Annotated in this window: 22 protein-coding genes and 1 riboswitch; of the genes, 16 read left to right on the top strand and 6 right to left on the bottom strand. The window is 70.0% G+C overall.

The window, feature by feature from the left end; all coding sequences use genetic code 11:
• The first annotated feature begins 151 nt into the window (after positions 1–151).
• From FHR96_RS06640 to thiE, 16 genes are all read left to right on the top strand, one after another.
• The gene (locus tag FHR96_RS06640) at positions 152–496 is read left to right on the top strand and encodes a DUF6482 family protein (RefSeq protein ID WP_183386867.1); all 345 of its coding nucleotides are present in this window, start codon (positions 152–154) and stop codon (positions 494–496) included.
• Between the two features lie 72 nt (positions 497–568).
• Complete coding sequence (locus FHR96_RS06635; protein WP_246392823.1) at positions 569–1,087, top strand: C40 family peptidase; 519 nt, start codon at positions 569–571, stop codon at positions 1,085–1,087.
• 173 nt (positions 1,088–1,260) lie between these two features.
• Positions 1,261–1,896 carry a peroxiredoxin gene (locus tag FHR96_RS06630; protein WP_183386866.1) on the top strand — a complete coding sequence of 212 codons (636 nt, stop codon included), beginning with the start codon at positions 1,261–1,263 and terminating at the stop codon, positions 1,894–1,896.
• 173 nt (positions 1,897–2,069) lie between these two features.
• On the top strand, positions 2,070–3,098 hold the full coding sequence (locus FHR96_RS06625; RefSeq protein WP_183386865.1) for an ABC transporter substrate-binding protein: 1,029 nt from the start codon (positions 2,070–2,072) through the stop codon (positions 3,096–3,098).
• Positions 3,095–3,847 (top strand): ABC transporter permease, encoded by a 753-nt coding sequence (locus FHR96_RS06620; RefSeq protein WP_183386864.1) that lies wholly within the window; start codon positions 3,095–3,097, stop codon positions 3,845–3,847. Before FHR96_RS06625 ends, FHR96_RS06620 begins: the two co-directional genes overlap by 4 nt.
• The gene (locus FHR96_RS06615; RefSeq protein WP_183386863.1) at positions 3,844–4,608 is read left to right on the top strand and encodes an ABC transporter ATP-binding protein; all 765 of its coding nucleotides are present in this window, start codon (positions 3,844–3,846) and stop codon (positions 4,606–4,608) included. Before FHR96_RS06620 ends, FHR96_RS06615 begins: the two co-directional genes overlap by 4 nt.
• A 16-nt stretch (positions 4,609–4,624) precedes the next feature.
• On the top strand, positions 4,625–4,924 hold the full coding sequence (locus FHR96_RS06610) for a DsrE family protein (protein WP_183386862.1): 300 nt from the start codon (positions 4,625–4,627) through the stop codon (positions 4,922–4,924).
• A 254-nt stretch (positions 4,925–5,178) separates the two neighbouring features.
• The gene (locus FHR96_RS06605) at positions 5,179–5,814 is read left to right on the top strand and encodes a thermostable hemolysin (protein WP_183386861.1); all 636 of its coding nucleotides are present in this window, start codon (positions 5,179–5,181) and stop codon (positions 5,812–5,814) included.
• The gene (locus FHR96_RS06600) at positions 5,798–7,249 is read left to right on the top strand and encodes an AMP-binding protein (RefSeq protein WP_183386860.1); all 1,452 of its coding nucleotides are present in this window, start codon (positions 5,798–5,800) and stop codon (positions 7,247–7,249) included. Before FHR96_RS06605 ends, FHR96_RS06600 begins: the two co-directional genes overlap by 17 nt.
• Entirely contained in the window at positions 7,246–7,938 is a 693-nt protein-coding gene (locus tag FHR96_RS06595; RefSeq protein ID WP_183386859.1) for an iron-containing redox enzyme family protein, read from the top strand. The genes FHR96_RS06600 and FHR96_RS06595 overlap by 4 nt, the downstream gene beginning before the upstream one ends.
• The gene (locus FHR96_RS06590; RefSeq protein ID WP_183386858.1) at positions 7,925–8,755 is read left to right on the top strand and encodes an SDR family oxidoreductase; all 831 of its coding nucleotides are present in this window, start codon (positions 7,925–7,927) and stop codon (positions 8,753–8,755) included. Before FHR96_RS06595 ends, FHR96_RS06590 begins: the two co-directional genes overlap by 14 nt.
• Complete coding sequence (locus FHR96_RS06585; protein ID WP_246392822.1) at positions 8,752–9,417, top strand: tetratricopeptide repeat protein; 666 nt, start codon at positions 8,752–8,754, stop codon at positions 9,415–9,417. The genes FHR96_RS06590 and FHR96_RS06585 overlap by 4 nt, the downstream gene beginning before the upstream one ends.
• A 12-nt stretch (positions 9,418–9,429) precedes the next feature.
• The gene (locus FHR96_RS06580; protein ID WP_183386857.1) at positions 9,430–10,110 is read left to right on the top strand and encodes a response regulator; all 681 of its coding nucleotides are present in this window, start codon (positions 9,430–9,432) and stop codon (positions 10,108–10,110) included.
• Positions 10,107–11,510 carry an ATP-binding protein gene (locus FHR96_RS06575; RefSeq protein WP_183386856.1) on the top strand — a complete coding sequence of 468 codons (1,404 nt, stop codon included), beginning with the start codon at positions 10,107–10,109 and terminating at the stop codon, positions 11,508–11,510. The genes FHR96_RS06580 and FHR96_RS06575 overlap by 4 nt, the downstream gene beginning before the upstream one ends.
• A gap of 4 nt (positions 11,511–11,514) precedes the next feature.
• Positions 11,515–11,617, top strand: a riboswitch (TPP riboswitch).
• 32 nt (positions 11,618–11,649) lie between these two features.
• On the top strand, positions 11,650–12,468 hold the full coding sequence (gene thiM / locus FHR96_RS06570) for a hydroxyethylthiazole kinase (protein ID WP_183386855.1): 819 nt from the start codon (positions 11,650–11,652) through the stop codon (positions 12,466–12,468).
• Positions 12,458–13,090: a thiamine phosphate synthase gene (gene thiE, locus FHR96_RS06565; protein WP_183386854.1), complete on the top strand. Its 633-nt coding sequence runs from the start codon at positions 12,458–12,460 to the stop codon at positions 13,088–13,090. The genes thiM and thiE overlap by 11 nt, the downstream gene beginning before the upstream one ends.
• Before the next feature lie 90 nt (positions 13,091–13,180).
• Here thiE and FHR96_RS06560 read toward each other — a convergent pair whose 3' ends face one another.
• The 6 genes from FHR96_RS06560 to FHR96_RS06535 form a co-directional block, all read right to left on the bottom strand.
• A complete protein-coding gene (locus FHR96_RS06560; RefSeq protein WP_183386853.1) occupies positions 13,181–13,744 on the bottom strand; it encodes a cytochrome b/b6 domain-containing protein in 564 nt (187 codons plus the stop codon).
• 15 nt (positions 13,745–13,759) lie between these two features.
• Positions 13,760–14,044: a PepSY domain-containing protein gene (locus tag FHR96_RS06555; RefSeq protein WP_183386852.1), complete on the bottom strand. Its 285-nt coding sequence runs from the start codon at positions 14,042–14,044 to the stop codon at positions 13,760–13,762.
• A gap of 100 nt (positions 14,045–14,144) precedes the next feature.
• The gene (locus tag FHR96_RS06550; protein ID WP_183386851.1) at positions 14,145–15,020 is read right to left on the bottom strand and encodes a DMT family transporter; all 876 of its coding nucleotides are present in this window, start codon (positions 15,018–15,020) and stop codon (positions 14,145–14,147) included.
• A 136-nt stretch (positions 15,021–15,156) separates the two neighbouring features.
• Positions 15,157–16,680 (bottom strand): serine hydrolase, encoded by a 1,524-nt coding sequence (locus tag FHR96_RS06545; RefSeq protein ID WP_183386850.1) that lies wholly within the window; start codon positions 16,678–16,680, stop codon positions 15,157–15,159.
• Positions 16,681–16,788: 108 nt separating this feature from the next.
• Positions 16,789–19,647 carry an HD domain-containing phosphohydrolase gene (locus tag FHR96_RS22435; protein ID WP_183386849.1) on the bottom strand — a complete coding sequence of 953 codons (2,859 nt, stop codon included), beginning with the start codon at positions 19,645–19,647 and terminating at the stop codon, positions 16,789–16,791.
• Between the two features lie 124 nt (positions 19,648–19,771).
• Positions 19,772–20,545, bottom strand: coding sequence for a TSUP family transporter (locus FHR96_RS06535; protein ID WP_183386848.1), 774 nt, complete (start codon positions 20,543–20,545; stop codon positions 19,772–19,774).
• Positions 20,546–20,590: the final 45 nt, after the last annotated feature.

Raw genomic sequence — 20,590 nt, 5'->3', positions numbered from 1 at the left:
CAAGAACTATACATGACAAGGAATCACGACAACTCCCTTACGCCCTCTCCGGCTCCTGGCCTGCATGGATTCCCTTCCCTCATCGCCACTGGCGGGGTTTCGACTGAAGTTCTACATTTTCTATACGCCATCAACCAGCCGGGAGCCCGAGATGACCGCCATCGACATGTCCCTGGGGGACCACATCACCCTCAAAGAACTCTCCCACGCCCTCTCCCACGGCTTCTCGCCGATCGTCGAGGTGGAGTCCATGGACGGCATCTACACGGTCCGCTTCCATCACGCCAACGGCGTGTCCACCCTCTCCGACAAGCAGGGCAAGACCTGTACCTTCCTCGGCACCGGTGAAATCCGCGACCTGCTGGGCGGCCTGGGGCTGACCCACGGAGTGCTGACCTGGTCGGACCAGTGCGGCGACGAGATGATCGGCGTCCCCGGCCATGCCATGACCCCCGACGAGATGCTGACCCACGGCACGAGAATCGCCTTCCGCTGATGTTCACAGAGCCGTACGGGGCGGCTAGGCTGGGAACGACAAGAGGGAAAACGGACGCCCCGCGAGATGCCCATGCCAGCGACTCCAGCTTCACCCGCCCCGGCGCTTTGCGTCGCGATACGCCTCGAACGGATGATGCCGCTGGTCGTGCTGGCGATGCTGCTGGCGCTTGCCGGCTGTGCCGGCCCTGATCTGGCCATGCGCGATGGCGGCGGCCTGTCGGTGGACCGGGCGCTGGTCCTCGCCGAGGCGCGCCAGTCGTTGGGTACGCCCTACCGCTTCGGCGGCACGGATGCCAGCGGGCTGGACTGCTCGGGCCTGGTGCAGCGGGTCTACTCTCGGGCGGGCATCTCGGTACCGCGCACCTCGCGCCGACAGTTCGCGCGCCTGCCGCCGATCGACGAGGCACGCCCCGGCGACCTGCTGTTCTTCGACACCGCCGGCGGTGGCGATGCCAGCCACGTGGGCATCTACCTGGGCGACGGCGAGATGATCCACGCGCCAGGGCGCGGCCGCCGGGTCAGCGTGACCTCGCTGTCGCTGGATTACTGGCAGGAGCGCTTCCTGGGTGCCGCCGCCCCGGCACCGTGACGCCCGACACGCATTACGCGCACTTGGCGAGCAGGGCGTCGAACATGGCTTCGGACATTGCCCAACAATATGACCAGGAATTCTTTTCCCGCTCCGCCGGAGCGTGCAATCCTGCTTCATTGACCGCTCGGCATCGTCTGGCGATGCCGACCTTTCGACCCAAGGAGGACACCATGTCACTGCGACTCGGCGATATCGCACCCGACTTTACCCAGGAAAGCACCGAGGGTCCCATCCACTTCCACGAGTGGGCCGGCGACAGCTGGGTGATCCTGTTCTCCCATCCCAAGGACTTCACCCCGGTGTGCACCACCGAACTCGGTGAGGTCTCGCGGCTCAAGCCGGAGTTCGAAAAGCGCAACACCAAGGTCATCGGGCTGTCGGTGGACCCGCTCGAGGATCACAAGGCCTGGGCCGGCGATATCCAGGAAACCCAGGGCAGCGCCCTGAACTTCCCTCTGCTGGCCGACGCCGACCGCAAGGTCAGCGACCTCTACGACATGATCCATCCCAACGCCAACGACACCCTGACGGTGCGTAGCGTGTTCATCGTCGACCCCAACAAGAAGATCCGCCTGACCCTGACCTATCCGGCCAGCACCGGGCGCCACTTCGACGAGATCCTGCGCGTGCTCGACAGCCTGCAGCTCACCGACTCCCACAAGCTGGCCACCCCGGTGAACTGGCAGCCGGGCGGCGACTGCATCATCGTGCCTGCGGTCAGCAACGAGGAAGCCGCCAAGCTGTTCCCCGAAGGCTGGGACGAGAAGAAACCCTACCTGCGGCTGGTCAAGCAGCCCGGCAAGTAAGCCGCCCCTTGACCACTCGACCGACGCCGGCCTTCGGGCCGGCGTCGTCGTTTTCGGCCTGCCGTATGACGCGTAAAGAACATATGAGTATGAACAAATCTTCCTAGCCGAGGCTTATGGAATAAGCTCATGCCGGCTAGTATGGATCCATTCGCATTCCGGTGGAGATCCCCATGTTGCGCCATATCCGTCGCCTGGCACTGCTGGCCGCCCTCTCCCTGGGCGCAGTCGGTCAGGCCCAGGCCGAAGACACCACCCTCGACGTCGGCTACATGCCGATCCTGCCCGTCGCCCAGCTGTTCGTGATGGAAGGCGAGGGGTGGACCGACGAGGCCGGCCTCGACCTGGAACTGACCCGCTTCTCCAGCGGCCCGGCCATGGTGCAGGCACTGGCGTCCGGTGAGCTGGACGTCATGTACTTCGGCATCGGCCCGGCCATGGTCGCCCGCGCCAACGGCGTGCCGATCAAGGTGCTGGCCTCGAGCATCCGCGAGCAGATCGGCCTGGTGGCCCGCGGGCCGCTGGCCGAGGACTTCGCCGCCACCGACGACGCCGCCGAGGCGATCGCCCGCTTTACCGAGGCCCAGGGGCGCCCACCCAAGATCGCCACCTTTCCCCAGGGCTCGGTACCGGACACCGTGCTGCGCTACTGGCTGACCGAGCAGCTGGGCATCGGCACCGACGCCGTGAACATCGTCGCCATGGGCGCCGACCGAGTGCAGCAGGCGCTGCTGGCCGGCGCCGTGGACGCCGCCTCGATCCTCGAGCCGATCCTCACCACGGTGCAGCAGCGCGACGACGGCGCCCGAGTGGTGGCCCGCGCCGACGAGATGCTGCCCGGCCAGCCCGGCGCCGTGCTGGCGGCACGCGAGGCGACGCTGGCCGAACATCCCGAGGCGATGAAGACGCTGATGGCACTGCACCTGCGCGCCACCGAGATGCTCACCGAGGATCCCGAGGCCGCTGCCCCGGCGGTACGCGAGTTCGTCGGCAAGCGCCTGATCCCGCTGGAGACCGTCGAAACGGCCCTGGCCTCGCCGTCGTCGAACTATGTCGCCGACCCGCACGCCATCCGCGAGGGCACCCGGCGCATGCACGACTTCCAGCTCGAGCAGGGCTCGCTGCGCCAGGCGGTGGACCTGGACGCGCTGTTCGACACCTCGCTCTATGACGCCGTGATCGGCGAGCGCGACGGCTCATGAGCCGTTCCAAGCGCACCCTGCTGAGCCTGTGCGGCCTGGCCGGCTTCCTGGGGCTGTGGGAACTGGCCCTGCGCAGCGGCCTGCTGCCCGGCAGCCTGGTGCCGCTGCCCTCGATGATCCCCGGCGTGCTGTGGGCCGAGATCGCCGACGGCATCTGGCTCGAGGTGGTCACCGCCAGCCTTTCCCACTACGCCGTGGGCGTGCTGATCGGCTCGCTGCTGGGCATCGCGGTGGGCGTGGCGGCGGCGCTGCTGCCGCGCTTCAACGCCGTGCACGCCTGGCTGGCGCGGCTGCTGCGCCCGATCCCGCCGCTGGCCTGGATTCCCTTCGCCATCATCTGGTTCGGCATCAACCCTTCGGCGGCGGCCTTCATCATCAGCATCGGGGTGTTCTGGATCAACTACTTCGCCAGCCACAGCGCGGTGCGCTCGGTGGATCCGGGCTACGACGAGGTGGCCCGGGCCTTTGGCCATACCGGCTTCATGTCGCGGCTCACCCGGGTCAGCCTGCCGGCGGCTGCCCCCGGCATCCTCGGCGGCCTGCGCGCCGGCCTCGGCCAGGGCTGGATGACGGTGGTAGCCGCCGAGCTGTTCGGCATCCCCGGCATCGGCCAGCGCATGATGGAAGCCTCAAGCCTGCTGGCCACCGACATCGTGGTGGTCTACATGCTGACGATTGCCGGCCTGTACGCGCTGTTCGACTTCGTTTTCGTGAGCCTGCAGCGTCGGCTGCTGAGGTGGCAGCCATGAGCGCCGCCGACACCGCAATCCCGGTGCTGAACGCTCGCGGCATCCGCCTCGGCTTCGGCGACGCCACGGTGCTCGACGACGTCGACCTGGCCGTCCATCCCCGGGAGTTCGTGGCCATCGTCGGCGCCTCCGGGGTCGGCAAGTCGACCCTGCTGCGCGCCCTCTCGGGCCTGCTGTCGCCCCGCGCCGGCACGGTGAACATTCCCCACGGCCAGGACCGGGACAGCCGCGCCTGGTCGATGGTCTTCCAGGCCCCGCGGCTGTTCCCCTGGCGGCGGGTGCGCGCCAACGTGGAGTTGGGCCTGGAGGGGCTCGAGCTGTCCCGCGACGAGCGTCGCCAACGCGCCCTGGAGCCGCTGGCGCTGGTGGGGCTGGAGGAATATGCCGAGCGCTGGCCGCACACCCTGTCCGGCGGCCAGCAGCAGCGGGTCGGCATCGCCCGCGCCCTGGCGGTTCGCCCGCGGGTGCTGTTCATGGACGAGCCCTTCTCGGCGCTCGACGCCATCACCCGCCGGCGCCTGCAGCAGGAGTTGATCGACCTGCGCCAGCGCACCGAGGCGGCGATCGTCTTCGTCACTCACGACATCGAAGAAGCGGTGCTGCTGGCCGACCAGGTGGTAGTGCTGGGCCGCCAGGCGGCGGGGCAGCCGGCCGGCGTGGTGGCACGCCATGAGGTGACGCTGCCGACCGTCGAGCGCCGCGACCATCCCGACTTCGCCGACCAGGTGCAGGCCGTCGAGGCGGCCATCGGCGAACACTGAACGAGGAAACGCCCCGATGAGCGACCTGCGCGTCCTGCTCCACGCCCCCACCGCCGAGTCCCTGTCGCGGGCCCGGCGCAACGCCCGCAACCTGCAGCGCGCCCGCCCCGAGGCGGAGGTGCTGATCGTCGCCAACGGCGGCGCCGTAGCCGCCGCCCTGGCCGAGCCCGACGACACCGACGACCGGCTGCGGCTATGCCGCAACTCGCTGGTCGCCCAAGGGCTCGACAACCCCAAGGGGCTCACCGAGGTAGAAGCCGCAGTGGTCACGCTGGCCGAGCTGCAGACGGACGGCTGGGCCTATATCCGCGCCTAAGCCTGGTCTCCCGTATCAGGGGCCGATGGAGGAATTCTGACGGCCCCTGGAACCGTCATGCCCGCCGGCCACAGTGCCCGCGGGCACCGCTCACGCACACCGCCCTCCCCACTCATCACTCACCACTTCCCTCTTCCCTCTTCCCCCTCACCTCTTACCCCTCACTCCTCCCCCCACCCACATAAAAGCCGCAATTAAGGGGCGGTTAAGTTATGACCGCCACACTGTCGGGGAAACGTCAAGGAGACGCCCCGATGCCCCTACCCGCCTCTCGCGTCACTCCCGAGCCGCCGATCCAGTGGCGCGAAGCCAATCACTGGTCGGAGCGCCGTCGCCTCGAACAGTTGGTGGCCCACTGCTTCGCCGACGAACACGATGCCCACATCTCCCAGTTCCTGCCACGCCTGTTCGGCCTCTGGCAAAGCGAGCAGCCGTTGGCCGCGGTGGGCGTGCGACACGCCCACCGGGAACGACTGTTCCAGGAAGGCTATCTGGACGCCCCCGCCGAGGCTTGCCTGAGCCAGGCCCTGGGCGCACCGGTCGCCCGCGAGCACATCGCCGAGATCGGCAACCTGGTGAGCATTCGCCGCGGCCTGCAGGCACGCCTGTTCCCCTGCCTCATCGACCAGTTGGCCGGCGAGGGGCTGCACTGGGTGCTGTTCACCGCCATCCCGGCGGTGATCAACGGCATTCGGCGGCTGGGCATCGACCTGCTGCCGCTGCGCCTCGCCGACCCCGCCTGGCTGGGCACGGAGCGGGAAGCCTGGGGACGCTACTACGACCAGCACCCCTGGGTGATGGCCGGCGACCTGCAACTGGCCCGCGAGCGACTGCGTACGGCCGGTCTTCTGAGCGCACCGTCGGAGGGTGATCATGTCCGACCGGCTTGAACGCTTCCTTGACCGCCTGGCCACCCACGCCGAACGCGACCCTGCTGCCACGGCACTCGAGGATGGCCAACGCCGCCTGAGCTATGGCGACCTGGCCAACGAGATCGACGCGCGCCGGGCGCGGCTGGCGGCAGTCGGCGCCCGGCGCGTGGGCCTGGCGCTGGACAACGGCGTGGAGTGGGCACTGTGGGACCTGGCAATGCTCGCCGACGCCCGGGTGGCGGTGCCGGTCCCGGCCTTCTTCGGCGACGCCCAGCGCCGCCACCTGGTCGAACGGGCCGGCCTCGACGCCTGGATCGGCTCCGGCGGCGAGCCTCTGGGGTTCATCGCCACCGAGACGGCCGACATCGCCACCCGCGCGGTGCCGACGCCGCCGGCGCTGCATCCCGGCACCACCCGCATCACCTTCACCTCCGGCACCAGCGCCGCGCCCAAGGGCGTGTGCCTCGACACCGAGGCCGTGCTGGCGGTGGCGATGAGCCTGGCCGAGGCGGTCGCCCAGGTGACCATAGAGCGCCACCTGGCCATGCTGCCCCTGGCCACCCTGCTGGAGAACCTCGGCGGGCTCTATCTGCCGCTGTGGCTCGGCGCCAGCGTGGCCCTTCCCAGCGCCGCCGAGCTCGGCTGGCAAGGGGCCAGCGGCTTCGACGCCGACACTGCCCTGGCCGCCATCGAGCGCTATCGCCCCCACAGCCTGATCCTGGTGCCCCAGCAGCTCCAGGCATTGGTGGACGCCGCGCCTGCCGCGCCAGAGAGTCTGCAGCTGGTGGCGGTGGGCGGCGCGCGAGTCGCCGCGCCGCTGCTCGAGCGAGCCCTGGCCGACGGCTGGCCGGTGGCGGAGGGCTACGGCCTGTCCGAATGCGCCTCGGTGGTGTGCCTCAACCGCCCCGGGGAAACCCCCCGCGGCGTGGGCCGCCCGCTACCTCATGCCCGGGTGCGCCTGAGCGACGACGGAGAGGTCGAGGTGAGCGGTGCCACCATGCTCGGCTACCTGGGCGAGCCGCCGGTGACGGGCTGGCATGCCACCGGTGACCTCGGCCACTGGGCGGGCGATGCACTGATGCTGGAGGGCCGTCGCCGCGAAGTCTTCATCACCGCCTATGGGCGCAACGTCGATCCCCAGTGGGTGGAGGGCGTACTTGTCACACGCCCGGGCATCGCCCAGGCCATGGTCCACGGCGAGGCCATGACCCATAACCGGGCGCTGATCGTGCCCGCCGCCCAGGACCTTACCGACGAGGCCATCGCCGCCGAGATCACCGCGGCCAACGCCACCCTGCCCGACTATGCCCGGGTGGGCGAGTGGCGCCGCTGCGCGCCCTTCACCCCCCACAACGACCAGCTGACGGCCAACGGCCGCCTGCGCCGCACGGCCATCCTGGCCGCCTACCGCGACTGGCTGCATCCCCCAAGCCGCCAAGGAGTGACCCCATGAGTGCCTATCAACGCTTGCAGGACGCCACCCGCGCCGACCGCGACTGGCTGCTGGCCACCCCCATGCTGACCCGCGCCGTGAACGGCGAGGTCGGCCGGGACGAGTACCTCGCCTTTCTCGGCCAGGCCTATCACCACGTGCGCTTCACGGTGCCGCTGATGATGGCCTGCGGGGCCCGCCTGCCCGATCGGCTGGGCTGGCTGCGCGCCCCGCTGGTGGAGTACATCGAGGAGGAGCACGGCCACGAACAGTGGATCCTCGACGATATCCGCGCCGCCGGCGGCGACCCTGAGGCAGCCGCCGCCGCGTCACCCGACCCGGCCACCGCGCTGATGGTGGCCTACGTGCGCGACCGCATCGAGCACGGCAATCCGGTGGCCTTCTTCGGCATGGTCCAGGTGCTGGAAGGCACCAGCACGGCGCTGGCCACCCGCGCCGCCGAACAGCTGCAGGCGAGCCTCGGGCTGCCCGACGATGCCGTGCGCTACCTGAGTTCGCACGGCGACCTGGATATCGGCCACCTGGCCTTCTTCGAGACACTGATCGACCGCCTCGACGAGGACGACCTGAACGCGGTGATCGAGACCGCGCGCATGGTCTATCGCCTCTATGGCGCCATGTTCCGGGGCGTCACGGCCCGTTGCACGGGGGGCGAAGCCGCCCGGGAGCTCACCGATGCGCTGGTCTGATCCGCACTATCTCATCGAGGGCTGGCCCGGCCAGCGAGTCTTGATCACCGGCGCCAGCGGCGGCATCGGCCGGGCGCTGGTGGACGAACTCGCCGCGGCCGGGGCCCAGTTGCTGGTCACCGGGCGAGACGCCGCGACCCTGGAACGCCTGTGCCGACGCCACCCCGGTCAGGTCACGGCCCAGCCCGCCGACCTCACCCGCGCCGAGGATCGCGCCCAGCTGGTGAGGGCCGCCGAACGGTTGGACTGCACCATGCTGATCAACGCCGCTGGCGCCAACCGCGCGGCGCTGTTCGAGGACACCGACGACGCCACCCTGGAGTCGCTGGTGACCACCAACCTGACCGCCACCCTGCAGTTGACCCGTGCCCTGCTGCCCCAACTGCGTCGTGCCGAGCAGGGCCTGGTGATCAACCTGGGCTCGGCGTTCGGCCATATCGGCTATCCCGGCCAGGCCGCCTACTGTGCCACCAAGTTCGCGCTCTACGGCTTTACCCAGGCACTGCGCCGCGAGCTGGCCGACTCCCCGGTCCAGGTGCTCTACGTCGCGCCGCGGGCGACCCGTACCGCCATGAACGCGCCGGCCATGGAGCAGCTGAACCAGGCGCTGGGCAACGCCATGGACGCCCCGGAGACGGTAGCCGTGCAGGTGCGACGAGCCATCGAGCGCGGCCGCAAGGAGACTCGCCTGGGCGGCGCCGAGCCGATCTTCGCTCGCCTCAACGCGCTGTTCCCGGGGCTGATCGATCGCGCATTGCGCCGCCAGCTACCCACCATCCGCCGCTTCATCGCCCCCGCCAAGGGAGACACGCCATGACGCATCGTCTCGCCACCTCCCGGCTTGCCGCTCTCTCTGCGCTGGCCGCCCTGACCGCCTGGCCGGCGGCGTCCGCCCTGGCCATGGAGCCCGAGGTCGCCGACGCCCTGTCAGGCCTGCAGTCGCGCTGGGCGGAAATTCGCTACGACCTGCCCGAGAACCAGCAGGAAGACGCCTACGCGGCGCTGGCCGAACGCGCCGAGCAGGCCGTCGCGGCCCACCCCGATGCCGCTGAGCTGCACGCCTGGGCGGGTATCGTGCGCTCTACCCAGGCCGGCGCCAGCGGCGGCCTGTCCGCCTTGAGCCTGGTCAAGCAGGCGCGCGAGGAGCTGGAAGCCTCGCTGTCGCTGGATCCGCTGGCGCTCGACGGCGCCGCCTACACCAGCCTCGGCGCGCTCTACTACCAGGTGCCCGGCTGGCCGGTGTCCTTCGGCGACGACGAGAAAGCCGAGCGCTACCTGAAGCGCGGGCTCGGCGTCTCGCCCGATGGGCTCGACAGTCTCTACTTCTGGGGCGACTATCTGCATGAGCAGGGCCGCGACCAGGAGGCTCGCCAGGCCTTGCGCCATGCCCTCGAGGCGGCGCCTCGCCCCGGCCGTGAGCGCGCCGATGCCGGACGTCGCCAGGAGGTGCAGGCCCTGCTCGAGCAGCTCGATCACTGACAAGGACAGGCCATGCGCATACTGCTGGTGGAGGACGACCCCAGCCTGGCGTCAGGCATTCGCCTGGCGCTGAAACCGGAACACTACACCGTCGACATCCTCGACGATGGCATCAGCGCTCTCCATGCCCTGCAGGACGAGGAGCCGTTCGACGCCGTCATCCTCGACCTGGGGCTGCCGCGGCTCGACGGCGTCGGCCTGCTCGAGCGCCTGCGCCGGTCAGGCAGCCGCGTTCCGGTGCTGGTGCTGACCGCCCGCGACGGCATCGAGGATCGCATCCAGGGCCTGGACGCCGGCGCCGATGACTATCTGACCAAGCCCTTCGAGGTCGCCGAACTCAAGGCGCGTCTGCGCGCCCTGCTGCGACGCAGTCAGGGTCACGTCACCAGCGAACTGCGCCACCGCGGCGTGGTGCTCGACCCCGGCAATCGCCTCGTCACCTACCTCGGAGAACCGGTCACGCTGTCGCGCCGGGAATTTACCCTGCTGCAGGAATTCCTCAGCCACCCGGGACACGCCTTTACCCGCGACACCCTGACCCGGCTGGTCTATGGCTGGGACGAAGACGTGGAGAGCAACGCCATCGAGGTCCACGTGCACCACCTGCGCCGCAAGCTGTTTCCCGAGCTGATCCGTACCCTGCGCGGCATCGGCTACATCATGGACAAGGCTCCGACGGACGAGGGCGCATGAGTTCGATCCGCCGCCGCACCCTGGGTATCGTGCTGCTGGTGTTCGCGTTGAGCATGCTGGCGATCGGCTTGACCAGCTATCGCGACGCCGCCCACGAGGTAGAGGAACTGTTCGACGCGCGCCTGACCCAGAACGCCCGCCTGCTGGAGGGGCTGATACGCGCGCCGCTCCCGGAGGCGCAGCGCGACGCCCTGCTGGCCAGCCTCGACAGCGCTCTCCAGCGCGCCGAATCGGGCGACTCGGCCATCGCCGGCCATCGCTACGAGGGCAAGGTGGCCTTCCAGGCGTGGCGCGGCGAGCGGCTGCTGCTGCGCTCGGCCAGCGCGCCCTCCACGCCCTTCACCAAACGCCGCGACGGCTATCAGGACGTGCGACAAAACGGCCACGAATGGCGAGTCTTCGCCCTGAGCGCCCCGGACGACGACCTGCGGGTACTGGTCGGCGAGCGCGGCGACGTGCGCAGCGGGCTGGTCACCGACATCGCGCTGCGCACCCTGCTTCCTGACCTGCTCGGCCTGCCGGCGCTGGCGGCACTGCTATGGTGGGCGATCGGCTGGGGGCTACGGCCGCTGTCGCGCATGGCCGCCCAGATCCAGGAGCGCGACCCCCACAATCTCCAGCCCCTGCCGGATGCTCCGCTCCCCCAGGAGCTGGCCACCATCGCCGGGGCACTCAACCGCCTGCTGGGGCGCCTCCGCGAGCTGCGTACCCGCGAGAAGCGTTTCATCGCCGATGCCGCCCACGAGCTGCGGACCCCGCTGGCGGTGCTCGACCTGCATGCCCAGAATGCCCTGGCCACCCAGGACCCCGACGATCGCCGCGAGGCGCTGACGCAGCTGCGCGACGGCATGGCCCGTGCCACGCGCCTGGTCGGCCAGCTGCTGACCCTGGCGCGCCTGGACCCCGAGCAGGAGGAGACCCCCGACCAGGACACCGACCTGTTGCACGAGGTGCGCGAAGCCCTGGCCGAACTGCTGCCGCTGGCCACCGACCAAGGCCAGGAACTACACCTCGAGGCCGACGAGCACCTCGACTGGCGGCTGCGCACCGAACCCGGCGCGCTCACCATCCTGGTCCAGAACCTGGTCGGCAACGCCATGCATCACTCGCCTCCCGGCGGCCGCATCGACGTGTTCCTGGGCCGCGAAGCAGGAGCACTGACGCTGCGGGTGGACGACCAGGGGCCCGGCATCCCCGAGCCCCAGCGACGCCAGGTACTGGCACGCTTTCACCGTGCCGGCCCGGGAGCCGGCGCCGGACTCGGATTGTCCATCGTCGACCGCCTGGTACAGCGCCATGGCGGCCGCCTGACGCTGGAAGAGGCCAGCGGCGGCGGCCTGAGCGTGCGGGTCTGGCTGCCCCGGCCGGCGGCTTTACAAGCCCGGGAGGAAGGGGGATAGTGGGGCCCGACGACAGGGGCGCCGGCACGACAGACCGTTCCGGCTGAGAGGCACCCTCATCACCTGACCCGGATAATGCCGGCGGAGGGAGTCGTGCCGGCCTTCGCGGGCCCGCGCCTCCCGTCCGCCAGGAGGCCCGATGCAATCCCTCGATCCCGCCTCGCACCTCGCTCGGGTGCGCGCGACCACCCCGCTGGTCCACAACCTCACCAACCACGTGGCGATGAACACCATGGCCAACGTGCTGCTGGCCCTGGGCGCCTCGCCGGCCATGGTCCACGCCCGCGAGGAAGCCGCCGAGTTCGCCGCTCTGGCCAGCGCCCTGACACTCAATATCGGCACCCTCTCGCCCCACTGGCTGGATGCCATGGACGACGCCGCCCGCGCCGCCAACGCGGCCGGCACGCCCTGGGTACTCGACCCGGTGGCGGTGGGCGCGACCCGCTTCCGACGCGAGGCCGGCGCCCGGCTACTGGCGCTGGGCCCGACCACGATTCGCGGCAACGCCTCGGAAATCCTCGCGCTGGCCCGGCAGGGCGGCGGCGGGCGCGGCGTGGACAGCACCGATACCGCCGACAGCGCCGAGCGGGCCGCGGTGACCCTGGCCCTCGACAGCGGTGCGGTGGTGGCGGTCACCGGCGAGGTCGACCTGGTCACCGACGGCCGACGCCTGGCGCGGGTGGCCGGCGGCCATGCGCTGATGCCCCGCGTCACTACCCTGGGCTGCGCGCTGACCGGCGTGGTCGGCGCCTTCCTGGCCGCCGCCGAGGATCCCTTCGAGGCCACGGTGGCAGCGCTTTCCGCCTACGCCGCCGCCGGCGAGACCGCCGGCGACAGCGCCACCGGCCCGGGCAGCTTTGCCGTGGCCTTCCTCGATGCGCTGTACGCCCTCGACCCTGCCGCTCTCGCCACCACCCCCACCGGACACGCCCGCCTGGAGCTCACCGATGCGCCTTGATCTCTCCCTTTATCTGGTCACCGATCCCGAACTGTGCGCCGCCCACGGGCTGGAGAACACCGTGCTGGCCGCGGTGCGCGGCGGCGTAAGCGTCGTCCAGCTGCGCGACAAGCACGCCAGCGACGCCGAGCTGGTGCCGCTGGCGCGGCGCCTGAAGACCGCCCTGGCGGGAAGCGGCGTACCGCTGATCATCAACGATCGCCTCGAGGTGGCGCTCGCCAGCAATGCCGACGGCCTGCACATCGGTCAGGACGACGGCGAGGTCGCCGACGCTCGGGCAGCGCTCGGCCCGGACGCCATCCTCGGCCTGTCGGTGCAGACCCACGAGCAGCTGGCGCGGCTCGATGCGGCGCGGCTCGACTACCTGGGATTAGGCCCGGTCTTCGCCACCCCCACCAAGCGCGATCACGCCGCGCCGCTGGGCTTCGACGGACTCGCCGAGCTTTCCGCCGCCAGCCCGCTGCCCACGGTGGCTATCGGCGGCCTCAAGGCCGAACACGCCGAAGCGGTACATCGGGCCGGCGCCGGCGGCCTGGCGGTGGTCTCGGCGATCTGCGGCACCCCGGACCCGGAAGCCGCCGCCCGGGCTTTTCCCCGCGTCTTTCCCCCCGCCTTGCCGTAAGACACGGGCGTCACGCGCCGATCCTGCGCACGAAAACGGTCCCGCACGCCACCGTGCGGGACCGTAACGGACCTGGAACTGCCGGCCGACTCAGGAAGAGGTCGGGGGCTCTTCGGGCGTCCGTCGATAGCCGTGGATCATGCCGGCGATGAGATTGTCGCGGCGCTTGCGGCTCTCGAGCACGGCGCCGAGCACATGCAGCGGCACCAGCAGGGCGATGGCGTTGGCCATGGCCTCGTGGAGCTCCTTGACCCAGCCCACGCCCCAGAAGCGCACCGTCTCCTCCATCATGTAGCCGGTCACGCCAAGCCCCAGCATCAGCGCCAGCAGGGTCAGCATCATCAGCGCCCCCAGCGGGGTGTGGGTGATGCGTGCCCGCTCCGACGCCGAGGCGGGAAGGCCGGAGAGGGTCCGCCGCAGCCGCGCCGGTGTCGGCCAGAAGCTCCGCCAGCGCGCCGGCCAGGGGCCAACGAAGCCCCACAGCAGGCGCACGGCGATCAACGCCACCAGACCGTAGCCGATCCAGTCATGCCAGGCGCTGCCCTCCTCGGTGATCAGGTAGTTGGCCGCGAACCCGGCCACCAGCAGCCAGTGGACCAGGCGCACCAGGGGATCCCAGACCCGCACGCGGGCCCGCTGTGAAGATGTCGTCATGACGGGCCTCCCGGACTAGTCGTCGACTTCCTGCTTGACGATGTCACCGCTGACCGGATCGAAATAGATCTCGACGCGATGCTTCTGGTCGTCCCAGCCGTAGATCTCGTAGCAGCCGCCATCGGTGGTCTGGAAGGTCTTGATCTCGTAGCCCATCTCGTTGATGCGCGCACGCATCTCGTCGGCCGGCAGCCACTCGCTCTGGGGCGCCTCGCTGCAGGTGGGGCTGGCCAGTGCCGAGACGGCGCTCAGCGACAGGCCCAGGGCCAGTGCGCCCTTCACGATGATCGTCTTGTTCATGGTGGGGTCTCCCGTGACAGTGGATGGCGACGGCGTGTCGCCATCCACGAGTCTGGCCGACTCGGCTTAAGCGCGACTTATCCCGGCCGGCACTGGAGCGTCACAGGGAGGGGCGGCGATTCAGGGCGACGCGGCGTTCCTGGTAGGCGATGGCAAGGCCGCTGGCGATGATCAGGCTGCCGCCTGCGAACACCCAGGGGTCCGGCATTTCGTCCCAGAAGCCCCAGCCCAGCAGCACCGCCCACAGCAGGGCCGTGTAGTCGAAGGGCGCGGCGATGGCCGCCGGGGCGTGGCGGAAGGCCTGGGTGAGCCCCACCATGGCGCCGACCCCGAGCACGCCGCCGGCCAGGAAGCCGATCCAGTGCAGCGGGGCGGGCGTCTGCCACACCCAGGGCAGGGTCAGGGACGCGCCCAGGCACGGCACCAGGGTGGTGTAGAAGACCATCGCCCAGAGATGCTCCCCTTCGCCGTAGCGGCGCGCGGTGATCATGGTCAAGGCATAGAACAGCGCCGCGGCGACCACCACCAGCATGGCGGGCTGGAAGCCGGCGGCTCCGGGCCGCACCACCACCAGTACGCCGACGAAGCCGAGCAGCGTGGCCAGCCAGGTGGGGCGATCGACCCGCTCGCCGAGCAGCGGCACCGACAGCAGCGTCACGAACAGCGGGGCGGCGAAGGCGATCGCCGTGGCGGTGGCCAGCGGCAGCAGCACCAGTCCCCACATGAAGGTAACCATGGTGGCCGCGAAGATCAGGCCGCGCAGCAGGTGCACGCCCGGTCGCCGCGTACCCAGCGTGCGCAGGCCGCCGTTGAAGCGCGCGATCAGCACGATCAGCGGCAGCGACACCAGGGTGCGGAAGAAGATGATCTGCAGCGGCGAATGCACCTGGCCCAACCACTTGGTGACCGCATCGCCCAGGGCCAGGCATAGCACGCCACCGCACATGTAAAGGATGCCCTTCAGTGAAGGTGCCATGCGATGCCTCCTTGCACAGCGGCAGGATGAAGAAAAAACCACCCCACCGGCTGGGCCGGCGGGGTGGTTCATCCTACGCTAAGCGCTTCGCTCGGCAACGGCAACCCCCTAATGGGGCGACGGCCGGGGCCCGCCGTCAGAGCGACGCCTGGACCACCATGCAGTCCATGCCCTGGGCCTGGAGACGCTGGCAGGCCTGCCGGGCCTGTCCCTCATGCAGGTCCACCAGCCGCGCGCGATAGACACCGGCACCCTCGACACGCGGTACCGCGACCCGGGCATCGGCCAGCTCCGTGGCCAGGCGTTCGGCGGCGCGATCGGCGAGACGACGCGCGTGTTCGGCATCGCTGAAGGCGCCGACCTGCACGCCCCAGCCACCCACGGCCGGCTCGTTCTGATCGATCATCGGGCGCAGGGGATCGGCGCGCCGCACGCCCGCGTCGCCGGCGGCTGCGGGCGTTGCGGCCGCTGCCACGATCGCCTCGTCCGGCGAGGGTACGGCGGCTTCCCGGGCCACCGCGGCCGGCGTGCTCGGCGGCTCGCTCACCACCGGCCCCGGCGCCGAGGCGACGGATGAGGCAACCCGCGGAGCCGACTCGCTCACCACCGGCCCGGGCACGGAAGCGACGGATGGGGCGGCCTGCGGCGTCGGCTCGCTTGCCGCGGGCGCCGGAGAAACGGTACGGGGCGCGGCCACCCGCGGGGTCGGCGCCGGCACACTGGTCTCGAGGCTCGCCAGCATCTGCCCGCGGGGCGGCGGCATCGGCCTTGCCGGCAACGGCATCAGGCGTTCGTTGGAGATCGCTGTACGAGCCAGCCAGTTGTGGCCGTCGGCCAGGGCCGCCCGCGCGAAACCGCGATTCAGCAGATCGGCCATGTGCTCGTCACGGGACGCCGCGGAGAAGCCTCCCATCACGACCGAGAGCATGCGACGGCCATCGTGGACCGCCGAGGTGGCCACGTTGAAGCCAGAGGCACGAATGAAACCGGTCTTGAGGCCATCGGTTCCCGGGTAATTGGCCAGCAGACGGTTGTGGCCACGATGGGTCTTGCCCCGCCAGGTGAAGCGCTGCAGCGAGAAATAGTGGTAGTACTGGGGAAAATCGAGCATCAGCCGGCGGGCCAGTACCGCCATGTCGCGGGCCGTGGTGACCTGGGCGTCGTCGGGCAGGCCGGAGGCGTTGCGGAAGGTGGTGTGGCGCATGCCCAACTCCCGGGCCTGCTGGGTCATCATCCGCGCGAAGTGGCGTTCGCTGCCGCCCAGGGCCTCGGCGACGACCACCGCCACGTCGTTGGCCGACGTCACGATCAACGACTCGATGGCCGTCTCCACCGGGATGCTCTCGCCGGGCTTCAGGTACAGCTTGGTGGCCGGCATGGCCGCGGCCGCGGCCGAGACCGGCAGCGGCTGACCCAGGCTCATGCTGCGCCCTTCGATGGCCTCGAACAGCAGGTAGAGGGTCATCATCTTGGTCAACGAGGCCGGATAGCGCGGCGCGTCGGCGTTCTCGGCGTACAGGATCTCGTGGGTGTCGGCGTCGATGACGATGCCCGCATAGCGGGGATTGTTGGCTTGGGCGTTGGTCGTCAGCAGCAAGGCGACCATGACGAGGCTGGCGAGGACAAAAGGTCGCCAGCCCGGGACCGGAAGAGGCAGCATCGGTGTTCCCCTGAAATATGACTCTCTACATGAGTGCATTATGACCCAGGGACCCGCCCTGTACAGGGGGAAACGCGGTCAACGGTGGCATTTCCACTTTTCGTCGCTTCAACGACCGGCCGCGGCCTTGAGTGCCGCAATATCCACGCTATCGATCTGTTCGGGTGCCAGGAAACGGGTCGCGTACTCGCGCCACACGCCGCTGTCGAGCAGCAGCGCGAACACGTCGGGGTCCAGGTGGCCGTCGCGGGCCATGCCCGCCAGGATCGTCAGCGAGCGCGATAACGTCATGCCCGGCTTGTAGGGGCGGTCGGCGGCGGTCAGCGCCTCGAAGACATCGGCCACCGCCATGATGCGCTCCTCAAGGCTGGCATCGGCGAGCCTCAGCCGGCGCGGATAACCCCGGCCATCCATGCGTTCATGGTGGTTGCCGGCGATCGCCGGCACTCGACGCAGGTGCCCCGGCCAGGGCAGCGACTCGAGCATGATGATGGTCTGAACGATGTGTTCCTGGATGCGGAAGCGCTCCACGTCGTTGAGGGTGCCGCGCGCCACCTTCAGGTTGTAGAGCTCGCCCTGGTTCCCGGCCACCGCCGGCGGTCGCATGGCGAAGCCCCAGCGGTTGGCCGGGTCCTCGGGGGCCACCGGCGGCGGCGATGCCACCCAGTCGATGCGATGGCGCGGCCGGTCGGCCAGCAGCGGTTCCTCGGCGGGAAGCTCGACCGTCGGCTCGCGAGCCAGGCGCTCGGCTTCGTCCTCGGAGATGCCAAGCCGATCGTCGAAGTGGCGCCACCAGCGCCACTCGGCGATCTCCTCCAGCCGCCTCGACCGGGTCTCGTCGCCGCGCTCGCTTCCCAGGTTGAGCTCGGCGACGAGTTGCCAGGCCTCCTGCAGTTCGGTCCGCCGACGCTCGCGCGCCTGCGCCAGGACCGCCTCGTCACCACCCTCGGCACGGCCCCGCCAGTAGGCGATATCGGCATCGCGCCACAGCACCTCGAAGCGAGTGCGGATCTCATGGATGCGGTTGTAGCGCGTCTCCAGCCGGGTGGCCTTCTCCATGACCTCGTCCGGGGTCGTCAGCTTGCCGCAATCATGCAGCCAGGCTGCCAGGTGGAAGGCGGTCCGCCGATTGTCATCCACCACCTCCAGCGCAAAGGGGCCACTGGTCATGCGATGCGCCCCTTCCAGCAGCATCTCGGCCAGCTGCGGTACCCGTGAGCAGTGCCCACCGGTGTGCGGTGACTTGGCATCCGTGGCCCCGGCGATCAGCTCGACGATGGCATCCAGCAGGCGCTGCTCTCCCTCAAGCAGGCGGCGCGTCTCGATCGCCACCGCGGCTGCGCCGGAGATTTCCTCGACGAAGCGTCGCCAGGGGCGATCCTCGCCCGGCCCCGCTTCGCGCAATGCCAGCAGCAGCAGCCCCATACGATGGCCGCTGCGATTGCTTAGCGGCTGCACCAGGTAGCCCCGGGCTTCGAGCTTGCGGCTCAGGGTCGCCAGGCCGTCGTCGTCGGGCGCCGTCAGGGTGAGACGCGGGGGCAGCGGCTCGCCGAGCTCGCCCTGTCCCTTCTCGGCCAGGCAGGCGAAGCGCGTGGCGTCGGCCTCATCCTCGAGATAGATGGCGCCATGCCGGCTATCGGTGATGCTCAGCAGGTCCTCGAGGATGTTGGCGAGCATCGTCTCCAGCCGCGCCTCGCTGTTCAGCGTCCGCGTCATGCGCTGGAAATCCGCAATGCTGCCGGCCATGCCCTCCAGGGCCCGACTCAGCCGCTGCACCTCTCGCACTGGGGAGCGCACCCCCCGGCAGGCCGAGAAGTCGAAGGCGGCCAGTGCCTGGACCTGCTCGGCCAGCGCGTACAGCGGCTGCCCCAGGCGATGCCCCACCCAGACGCCCAGCGGCAACAGGGCCAGGACCAGCAGGCCGGCCACCAGGGTGCGCTGCCAGAGCAGTTGCCGAGTTCCGGCCAGCAGTTCGGTTTCCGGCATCGCCACCAGTAGATGGGACGGCTGTTCACCGGGAATCTGGAACGGCAGGCGCATGCCGAACCAGGCCTGGCCATTCACCCGAAAGCGTGCCGCTTCCCCGGTTTCGGCGATCACGCCCAGCCGGTTCAGCACCGGATCGTCGAGCTCCTCCAGGGTCGCCAGCCGCAGGCCCTCGGGACCGGCGATGAGCAGCCGCTCGACGTCGGGATAAGCCATCAGCCGATCCGACTGTCCGACGACCGCCAGCCGCGTGCCCGGCGTCAGGCCCAGCGACGCCATCTCGTCGCCCAGGTCGGCCAGCGAGGCATCCAGCCCCACCACCGCCTGACCGCTGCGACTGCGCTGCGACAGGGTGATGCCGACTTCATGGGTGGTGAAGAACGCATACGGCTTGGTCAGTTGCGCGCCATCGGCGGCCATCGCCTCGCGATACCAGGGGCGACGTCGAGGGTCGAAGTCATAATCCGGCCGGGCTCGCCTGACGAGCAGGTTCAGGTCCTGGTCGTAGAGGCGCCATTCGCCCCGGGCATCGCCCTCGGGATCACGATCGACCGCCTGCACCAGGTACGCCGCCCGCTCGGCGCCGGGCACATCGGGCAGCAGTCCCGACGACACCCGATCCGCCGGTCGCAGCAGCAGAAAATCCCCATCGTCGTAGCCGACATAGACGGCGCTGGCGGCGGAATGGGCCTTCAGTGAGGCGGCCAGCAGCGGCAGGTGCTGTAGCCGATCGACGAGCCGCTGCTGGGATGTGAGCTCGTCCTGGGCCAGCAGCTGCACCACCACCCGGGCCGGATCGATCAGTCGCCGGGCGCGCTCCTCGGTGGTCAGGGCGAGCTGTCGGCCGGTGTCCTGCACGGCACTGACCAGCAGTTGATCCGCCCCGCGGGCGCCGTGCCACAGCAGCACGCCCGCCACGACCAGCATCAGCCCGACGATGGACAGGGCAGTCAACGACTGGAGGGACAGCGAGCGGCGCATGGGCGACCTCCGCGGCAACCGGGAAGCGTATCGGCGATCCATGGCCGACGATGCCTTTCAGCATATGCCAAGCCGTCGCCGAATGGCCCCTTGCACGATGGTCCTGTGCTTCAACGTCGAAGACTCAGCCACCCCACAGGCGCGTAATGCCCAGCCAGGCGAGTCGCAGCGACAGCAGGGTCAGCACCAGGCGGAAGAGGTCGTCGAAGCGGCGATCGGAGAGCCGTCGCAGCAGGCGCAGGCCCAGCCAGGTGCCGAGGAACCCGGCCCCGACCATGGCCAGGATCAGCCCCAGCCACTCATGGAACACGAACCCGGCCGCTCCGAACACGAAGGCCTTGGTGAGGTGCTGGGCCACCATGCAGGCGGCGAAGGTCGCCACCTTGGCCAGGCGCCCTTCCTGGCGCTGCTTGATGAAGGCGGCCACCATCGGGCCGCTGGCCCCGACCAGGCTCGACAGCAGGGTGGTAACCGCACCGACGACCAGGATGCCGAACCCACCCAGGATACGACCGGACAGTCCCGGCCCCCACAGCGTGAAGAGCACGAAGGCGGCGATGCACAGCTCCAGCACGCCGGCGGGGAGCCGGATCAGCAGCCAGGCGGCGGCCAGCGCCCCCAGCACCACGCCGGGCAGGAAGGCCAGCAGGGTGGCTCGGTCGACATGGCGCCAGGTCATGGCCGTGCGTCCGACGTTGGAGCCCAGTTGCACCATGCCGTGCACCGGGATCAGCGCCGCCGCCGGCATCACCTGGGCCAGCGCCATGATCATCAACACCCCACCGCCGGCGCCGAAGGCCGCGGTGAAGCCGGACGTCAGCATCGAGAGCAGGATCAGCAGCAGGTCGAGGCCGCCTGACAGCGGCGACAGCGCATCGAAAGCGGAAAGGAGCGACATCGGGGGTCCCCGTCCATGGGCGGAGCCCCATCATAGCCGAGCGAC

The organism is Halomonas organivorans, from assembly GCF_014192055.1.
Taxonomy (GTDB): domain Bacteria; phylum Pseudomonadota; class Gammaproteobacteria; order Pseudomonadales; family Halomonadaceae; genus Halomonas; species Halomonas organivorans.
This window is presented reverse-complemented; position numbering and strand designations above follow the sequence as displayed.

Excerpts from the sequence above, each read along its gene's own strand:
- FHR96_RS06640 (WP_183386867.1), top strand. The coding sequence starts at position 152 with ATGACCGCCATCGACATGTCCCTGGGGGACCACATCACCCTCAAAGAA.
- FHR96_RS06635 (WP_246392823.1), top strand. The coding sequence starts at position 569 with ATGCCAGCGACTCCAGCTTCACCCGCCCCGGCGCTTTGCGTCGCGATA.
- FHR96_RS06630 (WP_183386866.1), top strand. The coding sequence starts at position 1,261 with ATGTCACTGCGACTCGGCGATATCGCACCCGACTTTACCCAGGAAAGC.
- FHR96_RS06625 (WP_183386865.1), top strand. The coding sequence starts at position 2,070 with ATGTTGCGCCATATCCGTCGCCTGGCACTGCTGGCCGCCCTCTCCCTG.
- FHR96_RS06620 (WP_183386864.1), top strand. The coding sequence starts at position 3,095 with ATGAGCCGTTCCAAGCGCACCCTGCTGAGCCTGTGCGGCCTGGCCGGC.
- FHR96_RS06615 (WP_183386863.1), top strand. The coding sequence starts at position 3,844 with ATGAGCGCCGCCGACACCGCAATCCCGGTGCTGAACGCTCGCGGCATC.
- FHR96_RS06610 (WP_183386862.1), top strand. The coding sequence starts at position 4,625 with ATGAGCGACCTGCGCGTCCTGCTCCACGCCCCCACCGCCGAGTCCCTG.
- FHR96_RS06605 (WP_183386861.1), top strand. The coding sequence starts at position 5,179 with ATGCCCCTACCCGCCTCTCGCGTCACTCCCGAGCCGCCGATCCAGTGG.
- FHR96_RS06600 (WP_183386860.1), top strand. The coding sequence starts at position 5,798 with ATGTCCGACCGGCTTGAACGCTTCCTTGACCGCCTGGCCACCCACGCC.
- FHR96_RS06595 (WP_183386859.1), top strand. The coding sequence starts at position 7,246 with ATGAGTGCCTATCAACGCTTGCAGGACGCCACCCGCGCCGACCGCGAC.
- FHR96_RS06590 (WP_183386858.1), top strand. The coding sequence starts at position 7,925 with ATGCGCTGGTCTGATCCGCACTATCTCATCGAGGGCTGGCCCGGCCAG.
- FHR96_RS06585 (WP_246392822.1), top strand. The coding sequence starts at position 8,752 with ATGACGCATCGTCTCGCCACCTCCCGGCTTGCCGCTCTCTCTGCGCTG.
- FHR96_RS06580 (WP_183386857.1), top strand. The coding sequence starts at position 9,430 with ATGCGCATACTGCTGGTGGAGGACGACCCCAGCCTGGCGTCAGGCATT.
- FHR96_RS06575 (WP_183386856.1), top strand. The coding sequence starts at position 10,107 with ATGAGTTCGATCCGCCGCCGCACCCTGGGTATCGTGCTGCTGGTGTTC.
- thiM (WP_183386855.1), top strand. The coding sequence starts at position 11,650 with ATGCAATCCCTCGATCCCGCCTCGCACCTCGCTCGGGTGCGCGCGACC.
- thiE (WP_183386854.1), top strand. The coding sequence starts at position 12,458 with ATGCGCCTTGATCTCTCCCTTTATCTGGTCACCGATCCCGAACTGTGC.
- FHR96_RS06560 (WP_183386853.1), bottom strand. The coding sequence starts at position 13,744 with ATGACGACATCTTCACAGCGGGCCCGCGTGCGGGTCTGGGATCCCCTG.
- FHR96_RS06555 (WP_183386852.1), bottom strand. The coding sequence starts at position 14,044 with ATGAACAAGACGATCATCGTGAAGGGCGCACTGGCCCTGGGCCTGTCG.
- FHR96_RS06550 (WP_183386851.1), bottom strand. The coding sequence starts at position 15,020 with ATGGCACCTTCACTGAAGGGCATCCTTTACATGTGCGGTGGCGTGCTA.
- FHR96_RS06545 (WP_183386850.1), bottom strand. The coding sequence starts at position 16,680 with ATGCTGCCTCTTCCGGTCCCGGGCTGGCGACCTTTTGTCCTCGCCAGC.
- FHR96_RS22435 (WP_183386849.1), bottom strand. The coding sequence starts at position 19,647 with ATGCGCCGCTCGCTGTCCCTCCAGTCGTTGACTGCCCTGTCCATCGTC.
- FHR96_RS06535 (WP_183386848.1), bottom strand. The coding sequence starts at position 20,545 with ATGTCGCTCCTTTCCGCTTTCGATGCGCTGTCGCCGCTGTCAGGCGGC.